Raw genomic sequence first — 18,904 nt, forward strand, 5'->3', positions numbered from 1 at the left:
TTTATTCTCGGTTTTTGAGCTTAAATCGTTAATTTATAGACAAAAAATACCCCACCTATATAAGGCAGGGTATTGTTAAGGTGCGATCTCTTGGAGTCGCGATCGATTCGCTATGTGTTCCCTTTATATAGAGACTACTCTGAATCGTTGTGTTTTTCGTTTTCTAGTTCGTCGATGAGTTGATCAGCAAGCGCTGGCGCGAACCATTCATCCATCTTGTTACGTAGTTGGTCAACACCAATGCCTTTCAGTGAAGAGAAAACATCAACAGCGACATCGCCACCGAAAGATTGCGCATCTTTACGAATTTTCAGTAGCTGTGCTTTACGTGCGCCTTGTTTTAGTTTGTCAGCCTTAGTTAGCAGTACTTGTACTGGAATACGGCTATCAATGGCCCAGAAAATCATTTGTTGGTCTAGGTCTTTCATTGGGTGTCGAATGTCCATCAATACCACCAAACCTTTCAACGACTCACGTTTTTGAAGGTATTCACCTAGCGACTTCTGCCACTTTTTCTTCATCTCAAGCGGTACTTGAGCAAAACCGTACCCAGGCAAATCGACGATATGACAACCGTCCGTTACCTTAAATAGGTTAATAAGCTGAGTTCGACCAGGTGTTTTACTGGTTTTCGCTAGGCTTTTTTGGTTGGTAACGCGATTTAGCGCGCTAGATTTACCAGCATTGGAGCGTCCTGCAAACGCAATTTCGATCCCTTCGTCTTCTGGTAAGTGACGAATATCAGGTGCACTGGTAATGAAATGCGTGTTTTGATAATGAATTTTTACGCTCACTGTTAACTCCATCTCGACTTTGTGTAGTCGATTGATTACTTTTTTGTGAATTTGTGTAAAATAACCGTGCTCGGCATAAGGTCGCCTATTGTACCATGAGTGGCAACATAGAGTGGTACTGGAAGCTTGATAATTATAATGGAATGTCATGAAGAAATTAGCGCTAATTTTGAGTCTTTTAGCCAGCTGCTCAGTATGGGCTCAAGGTAGTATAGAAGCTGGTAAAGCCAAATCACAAACATGTGTTGCCTGCCACGGTGCTGACGGCAACAGTCTGATCACTCAGTACCCTAAGTTGGCTGGTCAACATGAGAAGTACCTAGAGAAGCAGTTAAAAGAGCTTAAGCTAGGTATGACGAGTGGTGGTAAGCAAGGTCGTTATGCGCCTGTAATGGGTGCAATGGCGATGCCTCTGTCTGAACAAGATATGGCTGACCTAGCGGCATACTACGCATCTCTCCCAATCTCTAACAACTCTACTCCTGAGAACGTAGTTAAAGAAGGTAAGACCTTATACACAGCGGGCAACGCAGAGCGCGGCCTAACAGCGTGTATCGCTTGTCACGGCCCTCGTGGTAACGGCACCGAGTTGTCAGGCTTCCCTAAAATTTCAGGCCAACACGCAGAATACATCAAGGCTCAACTTGAAAAATTCCGCGATGGTAACCGTAATAACGACATGAATGCGATGATGCGTGATGTAGCTAAAAAGTTAACAGACGCAGAAATTGATACCTTATCGAAGTACGTTGGTGGTCTACACTAATTTGTCGGTTTTTCGCTCTTAGCCAGAGTGAAGAAATGTACGTTCGAGCGAGATTGAAGAAGACGCCCCGATCAGAAATGATTGGGGCGTTTTCTTTTTTTAGGCTTTACCAATAGATATTTGTGATGATTTATCTTGTTGTGTCTAATTTATCAATGTGTGATCAATTAGTGTTCGAAAGTGTGAAGTCGCACTATTGTAGTCTTTTTGTAACACGGTAAAGTAAGTGCCATCAGCTAGGAGCTGACTTAGATACGGATGATCATCTCGTCTAACGGTATAGACAGAAACGGATCAGGCTAGGACAGCCCAGCAACAAGGTGTTAGAAAAGGATAGCCAAAACTCATCAGGACGATGAACAACAAACAAATTTGGCATGGAAAGCACCAATAACAAATGGAGATTTGTGTACCAAGTTGAGTATGCAAATTTTGGCCGATATAGGCAGATTTAGAGAGCGATAGGTTTTCCTATCGCTTTTTTTATTGATTTGATGAAAAAACACCCAATACCTCTCCACTATAAACGCAGTTTCTGGTATGTTTCGCATCCCTGTTTAAGGATGTGCTATGTATACTTGTCCCTTATGCCATCACCAAGGCGTGAATCACTATTTTGAAGACAAACGCAGAGCTTATCTGCAGTGTCAGCAATGTGAGCTGGTATTTGTAAAACCAGATAAAAGGTTAGAAGCAAACGAAGAGAAAGCGCACTATGATCTCCATGAGAACGATCCTAGTGATGCGGGCTATCGCCGCTTTTTATCTCGCATCGCGGATCCATTGACAGACAAAATTTCATCTAACTCATACGGGTTGGATTTTGGTTGTGGCCCGGGCCCTACGCTATCTATTATGTTAGAAGAAGCCGGACACACCATGGAGTTGTACGATATTTACTACCACCCAGAAACTTCTGTGCTGGAGAAAACGTATGACTTTATGACTGCCACCGAGGTGATAGAGCACCTTTACCACCCGGATAAGGTGTGGCAGCAGTGGTTGAATTTAGTTAAGCCCAAGGGCTGGATTGGTCTGATGACCAAGCTGGTAATAGACGTGGACGCGTTTGCTGGTTGGCACTATAAGAATGACCCGACACATGTCGCCTTCTTTAGTCGCCAAACATTCCAGTTTTTGGCAGAGCGGGATAAGCTCGAACTCGAATTTATTGGAAATGATGTAATTTTACTGAGGAAGACCCAGTAATGAGCCGTAGTAAAAAATCTAGAAAGCCGGGAGCATATGGTGCTCCTGAAGTTATCGTTACTCGTAACCGTAGCGAATCTGATGTTGAAGGTCGTGAACGTAAGCGTCTGAAAAAGCGTAAAGGCCTAAAATCAGGCAGCCGCCACTCAGATGGTAGCGACGCGAAACAGCGTAAAGCAGCACAATCTCGCGACCCACGCTTAGGCAGCAAGAAAAAAATCCCACTGATCGTTGAACCAGTGAAGAAGCTAACTAAGCAAGAGCGCAAGCTATCTAACGAGCAAGAGTTAGAGATGCTTGAGAATGATCCACAACTGAACACGCTACTAGACCGTATCGAAAATGGTGAAAACCTAGGTGCAGGTCTACAGAAGTTCGTTGATGAGAAGCTTGATCGCATTGAGCACCTAATGGGCCGTTTGGGTCTATTAGAGCCAGAAAACGATGAAGAAGAGTTCTTCGAAGAAACGCCGGTAGTATCGAACAAGAAAGCAAACTCTGATGAAGACTTGCTATCTCAATTCGAAGACATCGACTTAGACAGCTTTAAGGGTTAATAGCCAATGAACGTAACCTTATTAGCAATTGCTGGTGGAATTATCATTCTCGGCTTGGGCTCTTACGCAGGTTACCTTCTACTTCAAGTGAAGAAGCAGACGGAGTTGCAAAAGCAGCATCAAGCACTAGCGATTGAAAAACGTAACGCGACGATTTACGAAAACGTAAATACTTTGTGCCTTGCGGGTATTCAAGGCCAGTGTGATTTGCCTGAGATCAGTATCCGAGTGTGTATCATCATGGATAATGTTCAGGGAGATGAGCGTGTCGACCTTGACGCAGAATATCCGGCCCTCTCCGAGCTGTACCATATTGTTAAAGATATGGCGCGCGGAGAAGAAAGGCAGGAACTGACCAAGAAAGAGCGCATGCAGCAGAATCTCACACGCCACAAGGCAGAGACTCGCTTGAACGATGCAGTTATTGAGGATTTGAAAAGGTTGCAGGAGAAGGTTAAGCCTCTTAACAACCAAATCAATATCCAGATGATCTAGTCGCTAAGACTATTAAATATAGAGGCTTGTTTACTACCGGTGTTTTTAAGATGAATAATCTTTAACCCGATTGCTAAATGAGCCTTCTTACCTTTTGCACCTCTTTATTACGGTGCATTGTTAGTGATCAAGCTAGCAGTTCTGAGTTTTTATCTAGAAAATGGATTTTGTCTTGAAACGACCTTACAGGTCGTGTGGCAAAATAACCCGTCTATATTTTAATGTATGTAAATTGATTTGAGAGAGCCTAGGTTCTCGCGAATCTAAATTGGAAGTACCGCTATGTCGAGCAAGCCAGTAACAACGAATCAGCAAATCGTTTGGGACCAAGAAATCTTAAACAAGTACAACTATTCGGGACCTCGTTACACTTCATACCCAACTGCGTTGGAGTTCCATGAAGCGTTTACCGTCTCTGATTACGACATGGCGTGCACGCAATACCCAGAGCGTCCACTGTCGCTTTACGTACATATTCCGTTCTGCCATAAGCTTTGTTACTACTGTGGTTGTAACAAGGTGATTACTCGTCACTCGCACAAAGCAGACGAGTACCTAGATGTGATTGAACATGAAATCCGCCAACGTGCCTCTTTATTAAATGGTCGTGAAGTGACTCAATTGCACTTCGGTGGTGGTACGCCAACTTTCCTAAGCAAGGCCCAAATCACTCGTCTAATGATGATCCTACGTGATGAGTTTAACTTCACTGCTGACGCTGAGATCAGCATCGAGATTGACCCACGTGAGATTGAACTCGATGTACTGGATCACCTACGTAATGAAGGCTTCAACCGCCTGAGTATCGGTGTTCAAGATTTCAATAAAGAAGTGCAAAAGCTGGTGAACCGTGAGCAAGATGAAGAGTTCATCGTAGCTATGGTTCAGCGTGCTAAAGAGCTTGGCTTCCGTTCAACTAACCTAGATTTGATTTACGGCTTGCCTAAGCAGACTCAAGCGTTATTCGCTGAAACGCTGAAGCAAGTACTTGAGATGAAACCTGGTCGTCTATCGGTATTTAACTATGCTCACATGCCACAACTGTTTGCGGCGCAGCGTAAGATTAAAGATGAAGACCTACCAAAAGCTGAAGAGAAGATGGCTATCTTGCAAGATACCATCGAGACTCTAACGGGAGCAGGTTACCAGTTCATCGGTATGGATCACTTCGCGCTTCCAGAAGATGAGCTAGCAGTGGCACAGCGTGAGGGGGTACTGCACCGTAATTTCCAAGGCTACACGACTCAGGGCGAGTGTGACCTAGTAGGCTTTGGTGTGTCGGCTATCTCTATGGTGGGTGACTCTTACGCGCAAAACCAAAAAGAACTTAAGAAATACTATGCTCAAGTGAATGACCTTCGCCATGCGCTTTGGAAAGGTGTAGTACTAGATAACGACGATTTACTACGTCGTGAAGTGATTAAGCAGCTTATTTGTAACTTCAAACTCGATAAGAAGATGATCGAATCTGAGTTCGCTGTTGATTTTAATCGTTACTTCAAAGAAGACTTAGAGCTTCTGCAAACCTTCATTAATGATGACTTGGTTGAAGTAGACGACAAAGAAATCCGCGTAACGCTTCGTGGTCGTCTGCTGATTCGTAACATCTGCATGTGTTTCGATAAATACTTGCGTGCTAAGGCTCGCCAACAGCAGTTCTCTCGCGTTATCTAATCACGCGCTTGAGAATCAAAACATAAAAAATGCCAGCATCATGCTGGCATTTTTGTATCCTAAGAGGCCTAGTACAGTTCTTTGAGCTTACGAGTTAGGGTGTTTCTTCCCCAGCCCAAAACCTTGGCTGCGTCCTGCTTGTGACCATTCGTATGGTTGAGTGCAGCCTCTAGCAGTATACGTTCAAACTCCGGTAGAGCATAAGTGAGCAGTTCTTTTTCTCCTGAATCAAGTGCACACTTTGCCCAATTAGCAAGTAGCTGCTGCCAGTTATCGCCAGTACCTGATGGTGTGACGGTTTTTTCTTCCAATAGCTCCGGTGGTAGGTCTGAAGGAAGGATTTCACTACCGCTCGCCATCACTGTTAACCAACGACAGATGTTCTCTAGTTGACGCACGTTACCTGGCCAATTTAGCTGGTTCAGCTTGATTATGGTTTCTGGGTGAAGTGTTTTCACTTCCACACCCAGTTCTTCAGCCGCTGAGGCTAAGAAGTGATGAGTCAGCTTTTCGATATCTTGTTTACGTTCACGTAGGGCAGGAATGTGAATCCGAATAACGTTAAGTCGGTGGAACAAATCTTCACGGAAATCGCCTTCATACACTAATCGCTCAAGATCTTGGTGGGTTGCGGCAACGATACGAACGTCTACCTTAACTGCTGAGTGGCCGCCGACACGATAGAACTGACCATCAGAAAGTACACGCAACAAACGAGTCTGAATATCGAGTGGCATGTCACCGATTTCATCCAGAAATAGGGTGCCGCCGTTGGCTTGTTCAAAGCGTCCTTGGCGAACGCTGTTAGCGCCGGTAAAGGCACCCTTCTCGTGACCAAACAGTTCTGATTCGATGAGGTCTTTCGGTATTGCCGCCATATTGAGGGCAATGAAAGGCTTCTTTGCTCTTGGGCTGTGGCGATGTAAAGCATGAGCAACCAGCTCTTTACCAGTACCTGATTCACCGTTAATCAATACCGATATCGATGAGCGAGATAAACGACCGATAGCACGAAATACTTCCTGCATTGCAGGCGCTTCACCAATAATTTCAGGGGCGTTGGTCTCTTCAGAGGCTTCGTTAGCTTGTTCGCGCTTTTGTTCTTGGCTGTGAGCGATCGCTCGCTCCACGAGGGTAAGTGTCTCATCGATATCAAATGGCTTAGGTAGATATTCAAAGGCGCCTTTTTGATAAGCATTCACCGCGGCATCTAAGTCGGAGTGCGCCGTCATGATAATCACAGGTAGATCGGGAGAGCGTTGATGCACTTGATGCAATAGCTCAATCCCGTCAATACCGGGCATGCGGATATCAGATACCAGTACATCGGGTGTCTCGCGCTCAAGCGCAAGCAGTACGCTCTCTGCATCAGCAAATGTTTCACACTTTATATCCGCAGATGAAAGTGTTTTTTCTACTACCCAGCGGATAGAGCTGTCGTCATCGACGACCCAAACGTATCCCTTACTCATAATTCAATTCCTTTGCAGCCAAATCTATTGTGATAATCATTGTTTTTATTGTTCTGTATTCGTTCCTTGCCTGAAGCTTGGTTTCTCATCGAGAAGTGTTGCTTTGTTTAAATGGGTAAGTAAATCGTAAATGTGGTGTTCCCCGGCCAGCTCTCAACATCGATTTTTCCGTTGTGTTGGTCGATTAGGTTTTGAGATATCGATAGTCCCAACCCTGTACCGCCCTCACGCCCACTGACCATGGGGTAGAACAGGGTGTCTTTTAATTCATCAGGTATACCCGGGCCGTTATCGCTGATCTCAATACGAGCCGCGAGTTTGTGTCGCTGACCATGAATGTTGGCTTGATGCACCGTTCTGGTGCGAATGGTGATCTTGCCTGAATCCTGTTCCTTTAAAATCTGTGCCGCGTTGCTCACGATATTGAGCATCGCTTGTTCAACCTGCGCTGAATCCATCACAATTGGTGGCAGACTTGGATCGTAATCTCGTTCGATAGCTAATGTTGAGCCAGATTCGAGCTCGACCAACTGCCTGACTTTTTCGAGTATCTGATGGAGATTTTCTTCTGACTTGGTTCCCGGCTTTTGTGGGCCAAGTAGACGGTCGACCAAGGCACGCAAGCGGTCGGCTTGCTCAATAATGATCTGGGTGTATTCATTCAGCGATTGATCGGGAAGCATTTTTCCAAGCAGTTGCGCTGCCCCTCTTAAGCCACCCAACGGATTCTTTATTTCATGAGCTAAACCGCGTACTAGCAGCTTCGCCGCTTGTTGTTGTGCATGCTGGTTTAACTCTTGGCTGAGACGCCTTTGTTGGTCGATCTTGCGCATCTCAACGAGCAGCAGCGTCTCGCGCTGCCAGGTGATCGGGCTTACCGTCACTTCAAGCATCAGCGGGCGGTTATCGACAACAAAAGTCACGTCACTGTCGGTAATGCTCTGGCCACTCTGTAGAGGTTGAGTAAGCAGTGCTAGGTCGAGCGAAGCGTGTTGAATAAGTTGACTCAGTGGGTGATCAACTATGCGTCTCGCACTTTGTGAAAAGAGCTGTTCAGCTGCCGGGTTGGCGTATCGTACGTATAACTGTTCATCGAGCATCAATGTCGATGTCACCATATTATCGAGAATGGCGTTGGAAAGATCGTGTGTATCTATGCTGTCGCTTTTGGCTGATCGATTCACTGTTTCGTCCTTGAACTGGTGTTTTTCTCACTGCACCAAATTGGTGCGTAGCTAAGTTCAAGTATGGCGCATATCAATCAGAAGCTAAAGATAATTCATAAAAGTCGCGAAAAGCTGCTGAGAAAAGGTAAAAGTTGATGTTATTCAGTCTCTTTTAACCTATTGGCCTACTTGATCGTCGCTCGATGTAAATACACGGTGACTGGACTAGTAGATGCAATAAGCTTGCCGCTTCTATGTGCTTGAATTGCAATGGTATGAGTGCCGCGAACGATATCTTTCAACTGCCAGTTAGGTTGGGTTTGTGGTGCGCCATAACGTCGCCCATCGAGCATCAATTGCAGCCGCTCACCTATGCCCAGTTTACGGTTGAGTTCGATTTGAATTGAGATGAAGCCACGATTACTGCGAATAGTTTGGTCGTGAATGGGAGTGAGCATAGTAAGAGCTAATGGTGCTGGGACTTCTCGCTCGGTCTGTTGTGTTTTTGGTTGCTCTTGGCTTGGCATAGCCGAGGCGCTTTGGTCGTCAACGGGTTTCGATGGCTCGAATTTAGATGCGGGTGCTGAGGCTTGAACATCCGGAAGCTCAAGAGACTTAGCGCCCTTGCCTGTCGGTGTATCACTAAAATGAAGTACGCCATCTTCATCTACCCAGGTATAGACCGTTTGAGCAGAGCATGAGAATGCGACTGTTAACCCGAACAGGAACAGTATTTTTTTCATATGGTTGGCCCCTTTCATCGTTAGGTGATTTCACGTTTGGCGTTGGTTTATTATTGATTTTATTCTATTTAGCTCGACAGCCTCTGAGGGCTTTTGTCTATTATTTAAGGCATGTTATGAAGAAGGAGAGGTTGGGAGAATATAAAAAAGGCCCGCCTGCGAGGCGAGCCTAATATTTAGTCAGCGATTCTTACATGATTGCAGTAAGAAAGCTTATCTAGCAGAGATTAAACAGAGTAGTACAGTTCGAACTCAAGTGGGTGAGTTGTCATGTTTACTTTCTCTACATCTTGAGACTTAAGGTCGATGTAAGAGTCGATGAAGTCGTCAGAGAATACACCGCCAGCTGTTAGGAACTCACGGTCAGCGTCTAGACATTCTAGAGCTTCTTTTAGTGAGTAAGCTACAGTTGGGATTTCTGCCGCTTCTTCAGCTGGTAGGTCGTATAGATCTTTATCCATAGCTTCGCCTGGGTGGATCTTGTTCTTAATACCGTCAAGACCAGCCATTAGCATTGCTGAGTAGCATAGGTATGGGTTAGCTGCTGGGTCACCAAAACGTAGCTCGATACGACGTGCTTTAGGGCTTGGTACCACTGGGATACGGATAGAAGCAGAACGGTTACGTGCAGAGTAAGCAAGCATAACTGGAGCTTCGAAGCCTGGTACAAGACGCTTGTACGAGTTAGTAGATGGGTTAGCAAACGCGTTGATTGCACGAGCGTGCTTGATTACACCACCGATGTAGTAAAGTGCCATTTCAGATAAGCCGCCGTACTTATCACCAGCAAACAGGTTAACGCCATCTTTTGCTAGAGATTGGTGAACGTGCATACCAGAACCGTTATCACCAACTAGTGGCTTAGGCATGAATGTCGCTGTTTTACCAAATGCGTGAGCAACGTTGTGTACAACGTACTTGTAGATTTGAGTTTCGTCAGCTTTCGTTGTTAGCGTGTTGAAGCGAGTTGCGATTTCGTTTTGACCCGCAGTTGCTACTTCGTGGTGGTGCGCTTCTACAACTAGGCCCATCTCTTCCATTACTAGACACATTGCTGAACGGATGTCTTGAGATGAATCAACTGGAGCTACTGGGAAGTAACCGCCTTTAACGCCCGGACGGTGACCTTTGTTACCGCCTTCTATGTCGGAACCTGTGTTCCATGCTGCTTCGATGTCGTCGATCTTGAAGAAAGAGCCTGACATGTCAGTTGAAAATTTAACGTCATCAAATAGGAAGAACTCTGGCTCAGGACCGATTAGAACTGTGTCTGCGATACCTGTAGAGCGCATGTACTCTTCAGAACGTTTTGCGATTGAGCGTGGGTCACGGTCGTAGCCTTGCATAGTTGCAGGCTCTAGAATGTCACAACGGATGTTTAGCGTTGCGTCTTCTGTGAATGGGTCTAGAACAGCAGATGATGCGTCTGGCATCATTACCATGTCAGATTCGTTGATGCCTTTCCAACCAGCTACTGAAGAGCCGTCGAACATTTTACCTTCTTCGAAGAAGTCTGCGTCAACTTGGTGAGAAGGAATAGAGATATGCTGCTCTTTACCTTTAGTATCTGTAAAGCGTAGGTCTACAAATTTAACTTCGTTCTCTTGGATCAGCGATAGTACGTTTTCTACTGACATCTTGGATAACCTCCAGTGTTATTAATTTGGTATTAGCTCGATTCGGTTGAAACTAGCATTGATTAATGTCTGACAAGTGCATTAATCGATGCTGATTTAACTGTTGCCAAAAGCGTGCCAAAAAAATTATTCCATTAATTTCAATGTTTTACTTGTTTTTTCTGTTTCGCCCGCCTCTAGTTATGCACCAAAATGATCTTTGATTGCACTATATTGGTGCATTTGTTTTTCAATGCACCAATATGAGACAAAAGCGAACACCATTCAGCAATGAATTGCAGACATTGTCAATCCACTTTTGTTATTTAGCCGGAGTTTTGGCGAGTTACTCGCGTACGAGACTTTTTAGAATCCTACAGATTTTGCTAGCCAACACTGTACTGAATCAAAGTTAAGCTAATGTGAATCGCTAACTAAGAAAAAAGCCTTGGTTCAGATCACATATTTCTGGGTTTTTGTCTAGAATCTGGTATATTATTGACCGTTTTTTTAATCAAGCTAGTGGCATTTCCTCTATTTTCAGAGGTCATTTGCGGCTACTTTTATGAGTGAATCGAGAATCCATGTCTACTCCACAGATTGATAAGTTAAGAAATATCGCGATCATCGCGCACGTTGACCACGGTAAAACGACTTTGGTTGATAAACTGCTACAACAGTCAGGCACTCTTGAGTCTCGTGGTGAAGCTGAAGAGCGTGTCATGGATTCGAATGACATCGAAAAAGAGCGTGGCATTACCATTCTTGCTAAGAACACAGCAATCAACTGGAATGATTACCGCATCAACATCGTAGATACCCCGGGACACGCGGACTTCGGTGGTGAAGTTGAGCGTATCATGTCTATGGTTGACTCTGTTCTACTGATCGTTGACGCAGTTGACGGCCCAATGCCTCAAACACGTTTCGTAACGCAAAAAGCATTCGCACACGGTCTTAAGCCAATCGTTGTAATCAACAAGATTGACCGCCCAGGCGCTCGCCCTGATTGGGTTATGGATCAAGTATTCGACCTTTTCGACAACCTAGGTGCGACTGATGAGCAACTAGACTTCACAGTTGTTTACGCTTCAGCTCTAAACGGTTGGGCAACAATGACTGAAGGTGAAACTGGTACGGACATGGAACCACTGTTCCAAGCTGTTGTAGATACAGTAGACGCACCAGCTGTTGACCTTGACGGTCCACTACAAATGCAAGTTTCTCAACTAGATTACAGCTCTTACGTAGGTGTTATCGGTGTTGCACGTGTTACTCGTGGTTCTGTTAAGCCAAACCAACAAGTATCTATCATCGGCGCTGACGGTAATAAGCGTAACGGTAAAGTAGGTACTGTACTAGGTTACCTAGGCCTTGACCGTCATGAAGTTGAACAAGCGAATGCTGGTGACATCATTGCAATTACAGGTCTTGGCGAGCTTAAAATCTCTGACACTATCTGTGACGTGAACAACGTTGAAGCGATGACTCCGCTTTCTGTTGATGAACCAACAGTAACAATGACGTTCCAAGTAAACACTTCTCCGTTCGCGGGTAAAGAAGGTAAGTTCGTTACCTCACGTAACATCCTTGAGCGTCTAGAGAAAGAACTAGTACACAACGTAGCATTACGTGTTGAACAAACAGATGATCCAGACCGTTTCCGTGTATCTGGTCGTGGTGAGCTTCACCTTTCTATCCTGATCGAGAACATGCGTCGTGAAGGCTTCGAGCTAGCAGTATCTCGTCCAGAAGTAATCATCAAGAAAGATGAAGATGGCAACCTAACAGAACCGTTTGAAACTGTGACTATCGACGTGCTTGAAGAGCACCAAGGTGGCATCATGGAAAACATCGGTCTACGTAAAGGTGAGCTAACTGATATGTCTCCAGATGGCAAAGGCCGTGTTCGTATGGACTTCATGATGCCTTCTCGTGGTCTTATCGGTTTCCAAACTGAGTTCCTAACGCTGACGTCTGGTTCTGGTCTTCTTTACCACACGTTCGATCACTACGGTCCACATAAAGGTGGCGTAATTGGTCAACGTAACAACGGTGTTCTAATCTCGAACGCAACAGGTAAAGCTCTGACTTACGCACTATTCAACCTACAAGAACGTGGTCGTCTATTCGCTGAGCACGCGGACGAAGTATACGAAGGTCAAATCATCGGTATTCACAACCGTTCAAACGACCTGACAGTAAACTGTCTGAAAGGTAAGCAGCTAACGAACGTTCGTGCATCTGGTACTGATGAAGCACAGGTTCTTTCGCCACCTATCCGTCACACTCTAGAGCAAGCTCTTGAGTTCATCGACGAAGACGAACTAGTAGAAGTAACGCCAGAAAACATTCGTATCCGTAAGAAGCTTCTTACTGAAAATGAACGTAAGCGTGCAGCACGTCCAGCTAAAGCTTAATTGCTCGCTGACTAGCTTCTAGCTAAGTAAATAAGAAAGCCCTGAGTAGCCTAGCTGCTCAGGGTTTTTGCTTTTTAGTTAGCTAAGATATGAGTACACGAGATGCAGGATACGAAGAGCGTGTTTAGACTGGAGATCGCAACATACTAAGAGGGTCAGTACCTTCGTTGCCTGTCTTTTTTATCCATTTCCTATCATCGAGTCGTCATTCCAGAATCGAGGAACGAGATGTCAGGAATCTAGCTTTTGATTCCTAGGTGGCTTTCAACGAACTGCACTCGCTCATCTACCGACATAAACGGCACTTCAACTACCTCATACCCAAGCTCTTGATAGACGTTGACCAGCGCGTGGTGAATCTCTAACGCTTCTTCAAATGGGTAAGGGCGCACTTCATCTTGAACATAGATCGAAACCTCGGGGCGGCAGAACAACACTTGAGGGTGGTAACCTTGACTTGCATCTCGATAGGCCGCATCGATCTCTAAGTTAGCCTGAGCCAAATAGCCACAGATGTCGGGAATAGCGCGATCGAGAAAGGCAATCGGATGTTGATTGGCTTGGTCTTTTTGCTTGTTCATCACATCTAAACAAAGCTCAGCAAAGCCAGCAAGGTCTACCCAAGGTAAGATACCGTATTCAAGCTGACTTTGCTGTTCTATTAATTGACGAGAGGACTCTGCGAAGGTGGGATAACCCGTATCAGCCAAGGCATTAATCAGAGTGGTTTTTCCGGCGCCGGGGCCGCCAGTTATAATAATTGGATTCATACAGGCTTATCTTGTTTAGCCCTTTCAGGCGTTATTTCTGATTTAGTTGAGCAAGGAACTTGTCCGACTCGGCAATCGCTGCATTCATCTGTTTGATCGCGTACGCGATGTCTTTCTCTAGACTCATAAACTCACCTTGCAACGAGCCAACCGCACTCGCATTGAGGTTGTGCTTCAGATAAAGAGTATTGTCGCGAAGGGTATTGAGCACCGGCTCCATCTTCTTCTCTGCGCGCTTCATTGCTGACAGCATAGTTTGGTAAGACGATTTCGTTTCACGCAGCTTTTGCTCACTCGAACGACGTAGAGAGTCACTGGTGTAGAGGTCGAGCTCAGTTTGCCACTCTTCAAACAGCGCATCAGATACATCTTCAATCGCAGCGATTCGGTCAGTCAAATTTTGCGCTGCTTTTTCGCTGTCTTGGTATTTATCGTTTATCTTGTTGTACATGTCTTCTAGGTCGCCGCCACTGAAATTAGTCAGGCTGCTGAGTGCTTCAAGTGCGCTGGTAAATTCTTCCTGAGCATCCTGCTGCGACTCTTTGGCATCTTCTACTCTGTCGACCATGATGTCGCGTTTGTGATAACCCACTTGCTCCATTGCAGAGTAATAAGCGGATTGACATCCAGTAAGAGTAAAAATAGAGAGGACTATAACTATTAAATAAGGCATCCTTGTCTCCTATAGTTAACTAATACCAATTGTAGTAAATCACTTGCTCTCTGTGATTGGTATAACGGATTATTAATTAGAACTATGAACGAGTTACCAGGGAGTTACAAGTTGAAGATAACAAAGGTCGGCATACTTAGTATCCAGTATTTTCGCTACCTTTTAGCACGTATGACGCATGATCGAGTCAATGTGAATGCGGGCTATTTGGCGTACATTACCTTGCTTTCAATCGTACCCATGTTGACGGTTTTGCTCTCTATCTTGTCATCATTTGCCGTATTCGCTGACATGGGGATCGTAATTCAAAACTTCATCATTACCAATTTTGTCCCTGCATCTGGGGATGCGGTGCATGGCGCTTTGTTAGAGTTTGTCGCTAACACGGGTAAAATGACGGCGGTTGGTGGTGCGTTCTTATTTATTGCCGCGCTAATGCTTATCTCTAACATCGATAAGAACCTAAATTATATCTGGCGTGTCACTGAGAAGCGACGTGCCGTACTGTCGTTCTCGATGTACTGGATGGTGCTCACTCTCGGGCCAATCTTGGTTGGGGCGAGCATTGCAGCCACCTCATATGTGACATCATTAAGCTTGTTACAAAACGAAGTGGTATCTGGTGCCTTTAATACTCTGATTCGCAAACTCCCTCTGATTCTCTCTTTCTTTGCGTTTTTTGGTTTATACCTATTGGTACCTAATAAGAAAATCCATTTTTCTCATGCCGCGGCTGGCTCTTTGGTGGCGGCATTACTGTTCGAACTCAGTAAGAAAGGCTTCGCTGCTTACATCACTCAGTTCCCTTCATATCAGGTGATCTATGGCGCATTAGCGGCGATCCCGATTCTGTTTGTTTGGGTTTATTTATGTTGGTTGATCGTGCTGGTGGGTGCTGAGGTGACGGCTGCGCTCGGTGAGAAGGAAGAGTGGAGTGAGACGCAAAAAATAATGGTACACTCCACGGATAACGACAAAATCACAGAGCAAGGAAACAACAGTGATAGCACTGATTCAGAGAGTAAGTGAAGCTGCCGTCCGTGTTGATGGCGAAGTAGTTGGTGAGATTGAACAAGGCTTATTAGTACTATTAGGCGTAGAAAAAGGTGACGACGAAGCCAAAGCGAAGCGTTTGATGGAACGAGTGACGACTTATCGTGTCTTTGGAGATGAAGACGATAAAATGAACCTCAACGTGAAGCAGGTGAATGGCAAGGTGTTAGTGGTTTCTCAATTCACACTGCCAGCCGATACCAAAAAAGGCACACGAGCAGGCTTTTCTCGTGGCGCTCACCCAGAAGATGCCGAGCGTCTTTACAATTATTTTTCTGACCAATGTGAATCAGTGTTGCCAACGGAACGTGGCCGATTTGCAGCCGACATGAAAGTGTCTCTGGTTAATGATGGTCCAGTAACATTCTGGCTGCAGGTTTAAGCTTAAAGGAATAAGCATGTTTAAACTCATAACTCCAACCACCGAAAATCAACTGAACAAGTATTATCATTTTCGTTGGCAGATGTTGCGTGAACCTTGGCGAATGCCGGTAGGTTCCGAGCGTGACGAATACGATGGCATGAGTCACCATCGTATGATTGTGGATGGTCGAGGTCGTCCGATGGCGATTGGCCGTCTGTATATCACCCCAGATCTTGAAGGTCAGATCCGCTATATGGCGGTAAAAAACTCTCGCCGTAGCAAAGGCATGGGTTCACTGATTTTGGTTGCATTAGAGTCGTTGGCTCGCCAAGAGGGCGCTAAGCGCTTGGTGTGTAACGCGCGTGAAGATGCTATCTCATTCTATGAAAAGAACAGCTTTGAGCGTCGTGGTGAGATTAACGACCAACGTGGCCCAGTTCGCCACCAACAGATGGTGAAACATCTTGATCCAATGGCGGATGTTTTGCGCAAGCCTGAATGGTGTAATGAGCTTCAGCAGCGTTGGGAGCATCAGATCCCTATCAGCGACAAGATGGGTATCAAGATAAACCAGTACACAGGTTATCAGTTCGAGTGCAGTGCTCAGCTAAACCCAAATTTGAACCCACACAACACCATGTTCGCAGGCTCGGCTTTTACGCTAGCAACACTGACGGGTTGGGGTATGACATGGTTATTGATGAAAGAACGTGGTCTAACTGGCGACATTGTCTTAGCCGACAGTCATATTCGTTACCGTCATCCTGTGGAGCAAAACCCTGTCGCTTCAACTTCTTTAGATGGTATCAGTGGTGACTTAGATCGCCTCGCATCAGGAAGAAAGGCACGTATCATTATTCATGTGACCATCCACAGCGGTGATGCGGAAGCCGTAGAGTTTACCGGAACCTATATGATAATCCCTGACTACAAGAGGGTCCTGTCGAGTGACAGCAAGGTGAGCGAATAACTCCACGCTCGCTTGATGATAGATTGAGTTATGGATTGAAAGCGCTACTCCTCTGAAGTGGCGCTTTTTTGTTGGCAGTCATTAATCGCTGTGTACTCCGGTTGATCAAGCTTGCCAGAGATTTGGTTACATGGGTCGGATAGCATAACTGAGAGAGTGTGTTGTTCTTTTTTAAGCAGGTCTAGCTCTCCAGAAACTTCACCATTTAAAGTTTGAACGCTCTGTGAAGCTTCCTCTGCAGCGGATGCTCCAATAATGTGCATAGGTTCAAGCTTGAAGCGACCACGGTCAAAACTCGCGTTGAATTCGGGGATTTCAAACACGTTATCGGTCGAGGTTTCCGAAAGCGTATTGTTAAAGGTCATCACACCCTGGCGAACGCTGCCTTTAAGTTGGCCCGTGGTTGAATAGCCCAGCATGAGTGAATCGCCATAGAGACCAGAGGCTTGCAGTTCAAACTCACAAAAACCCGTTGCATCGAGTGGTAAGTCGAGTTGCTGCAGCATTGGCGAGATAGGTAAGCCATCTGCGGAGATATCGACACGCCACGGTTTGCTGATTTGGTTAAAGTCGAGTGTCGCATTGGCTTCGATATAACCCTGCTTAAGAGGAGCAAACAGGCGTGTTAGCGTCCATTTCCCTTGGTTACTATTCATCTCAATCACAGGTTGAGCGCTGAGAATATTGTGATAGCTAGCGTCGTTCGCGCTGGCCATCAGTTTTCCTTGCCACAAACCTAGCTTTCTATCTTGAAGCAGTTGAACGTGGTGTCCTTCAATGTGGAGCCCAGAGACTTGCCAGTAAGGCTTTTGTGCCAGTTGTATGAGTTGGGTGCGTTCCACATTTAGTCGGTCTATAGAAGCTTGCTGAAGCTCTTTAAGCCAAGGTAAGAGGCGTGTTACTGGCTGTGGTTTATCTTGGCTTTCTGTGACCCATTTAATGCCTTGCAGATCGAGCTGAGCTAATTCAATGCTTCTAGGGGTGACTTCACCATTGAGCTGAACGGTGCCTTGCAGAAATTGAGTATAGAAATCTTCAATCAGTATCTGGTTTGGCTCTAGGCTTAGCTTGATATTTGGCTCGATGAAGATGTCATCATCAACAGTGACCCCTTCGGCTTGCAGCGAGAAAAGTGCTTTCTGTTGTCGCCAAAGCTCGAAAGGCAATTTGATGTTTTCTAGTGAAGCATCAAAGGCAGCAAGGTGCCCGCTTGGCCATTCGATGTCGCTATGTAAAATATCTAAGCTGTTGATATGGTTAATACGAATGCCCGCTACGTCCCATTCTTTGTTTAATAGGCTCTGACTTTGCTGCTGGTTGAGGCGTAAACCATTTACAGTGACATTCACTAGTGACCAATCATGCTTATATTGTTCTGCTTGTCCTGAAATTTTGGCACCGCGCCATTCAAACGAAGCGCCATAAAGAGTGCTGTCGCTCGGTTTAAGGTCAAGGTCGATCAGAAGGTTATCGAAGGCTTCACCTTGCCAATAGAGTTGCGAAGCGGAAAGTTGGGTTTTGCCATAAGGCAGCAGTGTCTGATTATTGCTAAAGGTTGGCTCGGCGATCTGTAGATCGATGCCCCGCACATTAAAGCTGTTGGTCGAAAAATCCAGATTATTGATCGCCAACTGGCGGAGCTTGAGGTTTTGCTCGGTTAACAGAGGTGAGAGCGCTTCGAGATCGCTCGATTCCAACTGGATACCACTGATTAATACAGAGTCTAAGACGAGTTTGGCTTCAATGAGAGAGTCAGGGCTGAACCAGAGATCGACCTTATCGATATACAGAGGTGGTTGCTTTTCTGGTTGGGTATAGGTGATTCCCATTAGGGTGATGTGATAAGGCGCTTGATACTCGACATCTTCAATGACCACTGGTTGATCAACCGTGTGCTTGATAAAAAAGTTAGCAACATCCGCACGGTATTGAGTCTGTAGGCTTAATAGCAACGCTGCGATAACCGCAACGGCGATAGCCAACACAATACCGAACACCATGAATACCTTTTTCATTCCCTGAAAGCCTTACATTTCAATAGTCTTAAAACAGAGTGGAACAAAAAGGGACAAGCATCAACAAAAAAGCCCCTCAAAAGAGGGGCTTGCTACAAAAATATCGTTTTAAATGAGCGTTCGCTTTTGGCTTAGCCCGAGCAGATG

The 18,904-nt window shown here is 45.4% G+C and carries 17 protein-coding genes; 9 read left to right on the forward strand and 8 right to left on the reverse strand.

Annotation, left to right across the window (positions count from 1 at the left end):
* Positions 1–134: 134 nt before the first annotated feature.
* The gene (gene yihA / locus A3712_RS25245) at positions 135–794 is read right to left on the reverse strand and encodes a ribosome biogenesis GTP-binding protein YihA/YsxC (RefSeq protein ID WP_063525437.1); all 660 of its coding nucleotides are present in this window, start codon (positions 792–794) and stop codon (positions 135–137) included.
* Positions 795–942: 148 nt separating this feature from the next.
* Here yihA and A3712_RS25250 point away from each other — a divergent pair, with 148 nt between their 5' ends.
* The 5 genes from A3712_RS25250 to hemN all read left to right on the forward strand — a co-directional run bounded on the left by A3712_RS25250 (position 943) and on the right by hemN (position 5,495).
* Positions 943–1,560 carry a c-type cytochrome gene (locus A3712_RS25250; protein ID WP_063525438.1) on the forward strand — a complete coding sequence of 206 codons (618 nt, stop codon included), beginning with the start codon at positions 943–945 and terminating at the stop codon, positions 1,558–1,560.
* Between the two features lie 570 nt (positions 1,561–2,130).
* Positions 2,131–2,769, forward strand: a complete 639-nt coding sequence (locus A3712_RS25255) for a class I SAM-dependent methyltransferase (RefSeq protein ID WP_063525439.1) — start codon at positions 2,131–2,133, stop codon at positions 2,767–2,769.
* Positions 2,769–3,326, forward strand: a complete 558-nt coding sequence (yihI, locus tag A3712_RS25260) for a Der GTPase-activating protein YihI (protein WP_063525440.1) — start codon at positions 2,769–2,771, stop codon at positions 3,324–3,326. The genes A3712_RS25255 and yihI overlap by 1 nt, the downstream gene beginning before the upstream one ends.
* Positions 3,327–3,332: 6 nt before the next feature.
* Positions 3,333–3,821, forward strand: coding sequence for a DUF2489 domain-containing protein (locus A3712_RS25265; RefSeq protein ID WP_008218483.1), 489 nt, complete (start codon positions 3,333–3,335; stop codon positions 3,819–3,821).
* Between the two features lie 282 nt (positions 3,822–4,103).
* Complete coding sequence (hemN, locus tag A3712_RS25270; protein ID WP_063525441.1) at positions 4,104–5,495, forward strand: oxygen-independent coproporphyrinogen III oxidase; 1,392 nt, start codon at positions 4,104–4,106, stop codon at positions 5,493–5,495.
* A gap of 68 nt (positions 5,496–5,563) precedes the next feature.
* Here the strand turns inward: hemN and glnG are convergent, their stop codons facing one another.
* The 4 genes from glnG to glnA all read right to left on the reverse strand — a co-directional run bounded on the left by glnG (position 5,564) and on the right by glnA (position 10,513).
* Positions 5,564–6,967: a nitrogen regulation protein NR(I) gene (glnG, locus tag A3712_RS25275; RefSeq protein WP_063525442.1), complete on the reverse strand. Its 1,404-nt coding sequence runs from the start codon at positions 6,965–6,967 to the stop codon at positions 5,564–5,566.
* Positions 6,968–7,074: 107 nt separating this feature from the next.
* Positions 7,075–8,151 (reverse strand): nitrogen regulation protein NR(II), encoded by a 1,077-nt coding sequence (glnL, locus tag A3712_RS25280; RefSeq protein WP_063525443.1) that lies wholly within the window; start codon positions 8,149–8,151, stop codon positions 7,075–7,077.
* A 167-nt stretch (positions 8,152–8,318) separates the two neighbouring features.
* Positions 8,319–8,876: a DUF4124 domain-containing protein gene (locus A3712_RS25285; RefSeq protein ID WP_063525444.1), complete on the reverse strand. Its 558-nt coding sequence runs from the start codon at positions 8,874–8,876 to the stop codon at positions 8,319–8,321.
* A 227-nt stretch (positions 8,877–9,103) separates the two neighbouring features.
* Complete coding sequence (glnA, locus tag A3712_RS25290) at positions 9,104–10,513, reverse strand: glutamate--ammonia ligase (protein WP_063525445.1); 1,410 nt, start codon at positions 10,511–10,513, stop codon at positions 9,104–9,106.
* Positions 10,514–11,076: 563 nt separating this feature from the next.
* Between glnA and typA the strand changes: the two genes are divergently transcribed.
* Positions 11,077–12,912 carry a translational GTPase TypA gene (typA, locus tag A3712_RS25295; RefSeq protein WP_063525446.1) on the forward strand — a complete coding sequence of 612 codons (1,836 nt, stop codon included), beginning with the start codon at positions 11,077–11,079 and terminating at the stop codon, positions 12,910–12,912.
* 239 nt (positions 12,913–13,151) lie between these two features.
* Here the strand turns inward: typA and A3712_RS25300 are convergent, their stop codons facing one another.
* Both A3712_RS25300 and A3712_RS25305 read right to left on the reverse strand, forming a co-directional pair.
* Positions 13,152–13,682 (reverse strand): AAA family ATPase, encoded by a 531-nt coding sequence (locus A3712_RS25300; protein ID WP_063525447.1) that lies wholly within the window; start codon positions 13,680–13,682, stop codon positions 13,152–13,154.
* 31 nt (positions 13,683–13,713) lie between these two features.
* Positions 13,714–14,355 carry a DUF2959 domain-containing protein gene (locus A3712_RS25305; protein ID WP_063525448.1) on the reverse strand — a complete coding sequence of 214 codons (642 nt, stop codon included), beginning with the start codon at positions 14,353–14,355 and terminating at the stop codon, positions 13,714–13,716.
* 84 nt (positions 14,356–14,439) lie between these two features.
* Here A3712_RS25305 and A3712_RS25310 point away from each other — a divergent pair, with 84 nt between their 5' ends.
* Genes A3712_RS25310 through A3712_RS25320 form a run of 3 tightly spaced genes read left to right on the forward strand, consistent with a single transcriptional unit; the run spans position 14,440 to position 16,742 of the window.
* Positions 14,440–15,384: a virulence factor BrkB family protein gene (locus A3712_RS25310; RefSeq protein WP_063525449.1), complete on the forward strand. Its 945-nt coding sequence runs from the start codon at positions 14,440–14,442 to the stop codon at positions 15,382–15,384.
* Positions 15,356–15,790 carry a D-aminoacyl-tRNA deacylase gene (dtd, locus tag A3712_RS25315; protein WP_004741469.1) on the forward strand — a complete coding sequence of 145 codons (435 nt, stop codon included), beginning with the start codon at positions 15,356–15,358 and terminating at the stop codon, positions 15,788–15,790. The genes A3712_RS25310 and dtd overlap by 29 nt, the downstream gene beginning before the upstream one ends.
* A 16-nt stretch (positions 15,791–15,806) precedes the next feature.
* Positions 15,807–16,742: a bifunctional GNAT family N-acetyltransferase/hotdog fold thioesterase gene (locus tag A3712_RS25320; RefSeq protein WP_063525450.1), complete on the forward strand. Its 936-nt coding sequence runs from the start codon at positions 15,807–15,809 to the stop codon at positions 16,740–16,742.
* Between the two features lie 44 nt (positions 16,743–16,786).
* Here the strand turns inward: A3712_RS25320 and A3712_RS25325 are convergent, their stop codons facing one another.
* Complete coding sequence (locus tag A3712_RS25325) at positions 16,787–18,757, reverse strand: AsmA family protein (RefSeq protein WP_063525451.1); 1,971 nt, start codon at positions 18,755–18,757, stop codon at positions 16,787–16,789.
* Between the last annotated feature and the right edge of the window lie 147 nt (positions 18,758–18,904).

Origin of the sequence: Vibrio sp. HI00D65, assembly GCF_001635455.1 — a bacterium.
Taxonomy (GTDB): domain Bacteria; phylum Pseudomonadota; class Gammaproteobacteria; order Enterobacterales; family Vibrionaceae; genus Vibrio.

Coding starts and splice junctions, on each gene's coding strand:
- A3712_RS25250 (WP_063525438.1), top strand. CDS start 943: ATGAAGAAATTAGCGCTAATTTTGAGTCTTTTAGCCAGCTGCTCAGTA.
- A3712_RS25255 (WP_063525439.1), top strand. CDS start 2,131: ATGTATACTTGTCCCTTATGCCATCACCAAGGCGTGAATCACTATTTT.
- yihI (WP_063525440.1), top strand. CDS start 2,769: ATGAGCCGTAGTAAAAAATCTAGAAAGCCGGGAGCATATGGTGCTCCT.
- A3712_RS25265 (WP_008218483.1), top strand. CDS start 3,333: ATGAACGTAACCTTATTAGCAATTGCTGGTGGAATTATCATTCTCGGC.
- hemN (WP_063525441.1), top strand. CDS start 4,104: ATGTCGAGCAAGCCAGTAACAACGAATCAGCAAATCGTTTGGGACCAA.
- glnG (WP_063525442.1), bottom strand. CDS start 6,967: ATGAGTAAGGGATACGTTTGGGTCGTCGATGACGACAGCTCTATCCGC.
- A3712_RS25285 (WP_063525444.1), bottom strand. CDS start 8,876: ATGAAAAAAATACTGTTCCTGTTCGGGTTAACAGTCGCATTCTCATGC.
- glnA (WP_063525445.1), bottom strand. CDS start 10,513: ATGTCAGTAGAAAACGTACTATCGCTGATCCAAGAGAACGAAGTTAAA.
- typA (WP_063525446.1), top strand. CDS start 11,077: ATGTCTACTCCACAGATTGATAAGTTAAGAAATATCGCGATCATCGCG.
- A3712_RS25300 (WP_063525447.1), bottom strand. CDS start 13,682: ATGAATCCAATTATTATAACTGGCGGCCCCGGCGCCGGAAAAACCACT.
- A3712_RS25305 (WP_063525448.1), bottom strand. CDS start 14,355: ATGCCTTATTTAATAGTTATAGTCCTCTCTATTTTTACTCTTACTGGA.
- A3712_RS25310 (WP_063525449.1), top strand. CDS start 14,440: ATGAACGAGTTACCAGGGAGTTACAAGTTGAAGATAACAAAGGTCGGC.
- A3712_RS25320 (WP_063525450.1), top strand. CDS start 15,807: ATGTTTAAACTCATAACTCCAACCACCGAAAATCAACTGAACAAGTAT.
- A3712_RS25325 (WP_063525451.1), bottom strand. CDS start 18,757: ATGAAAAAGGTATTCATGGTGTTCGGTATTGTGTTGGCTATCGCCGTT.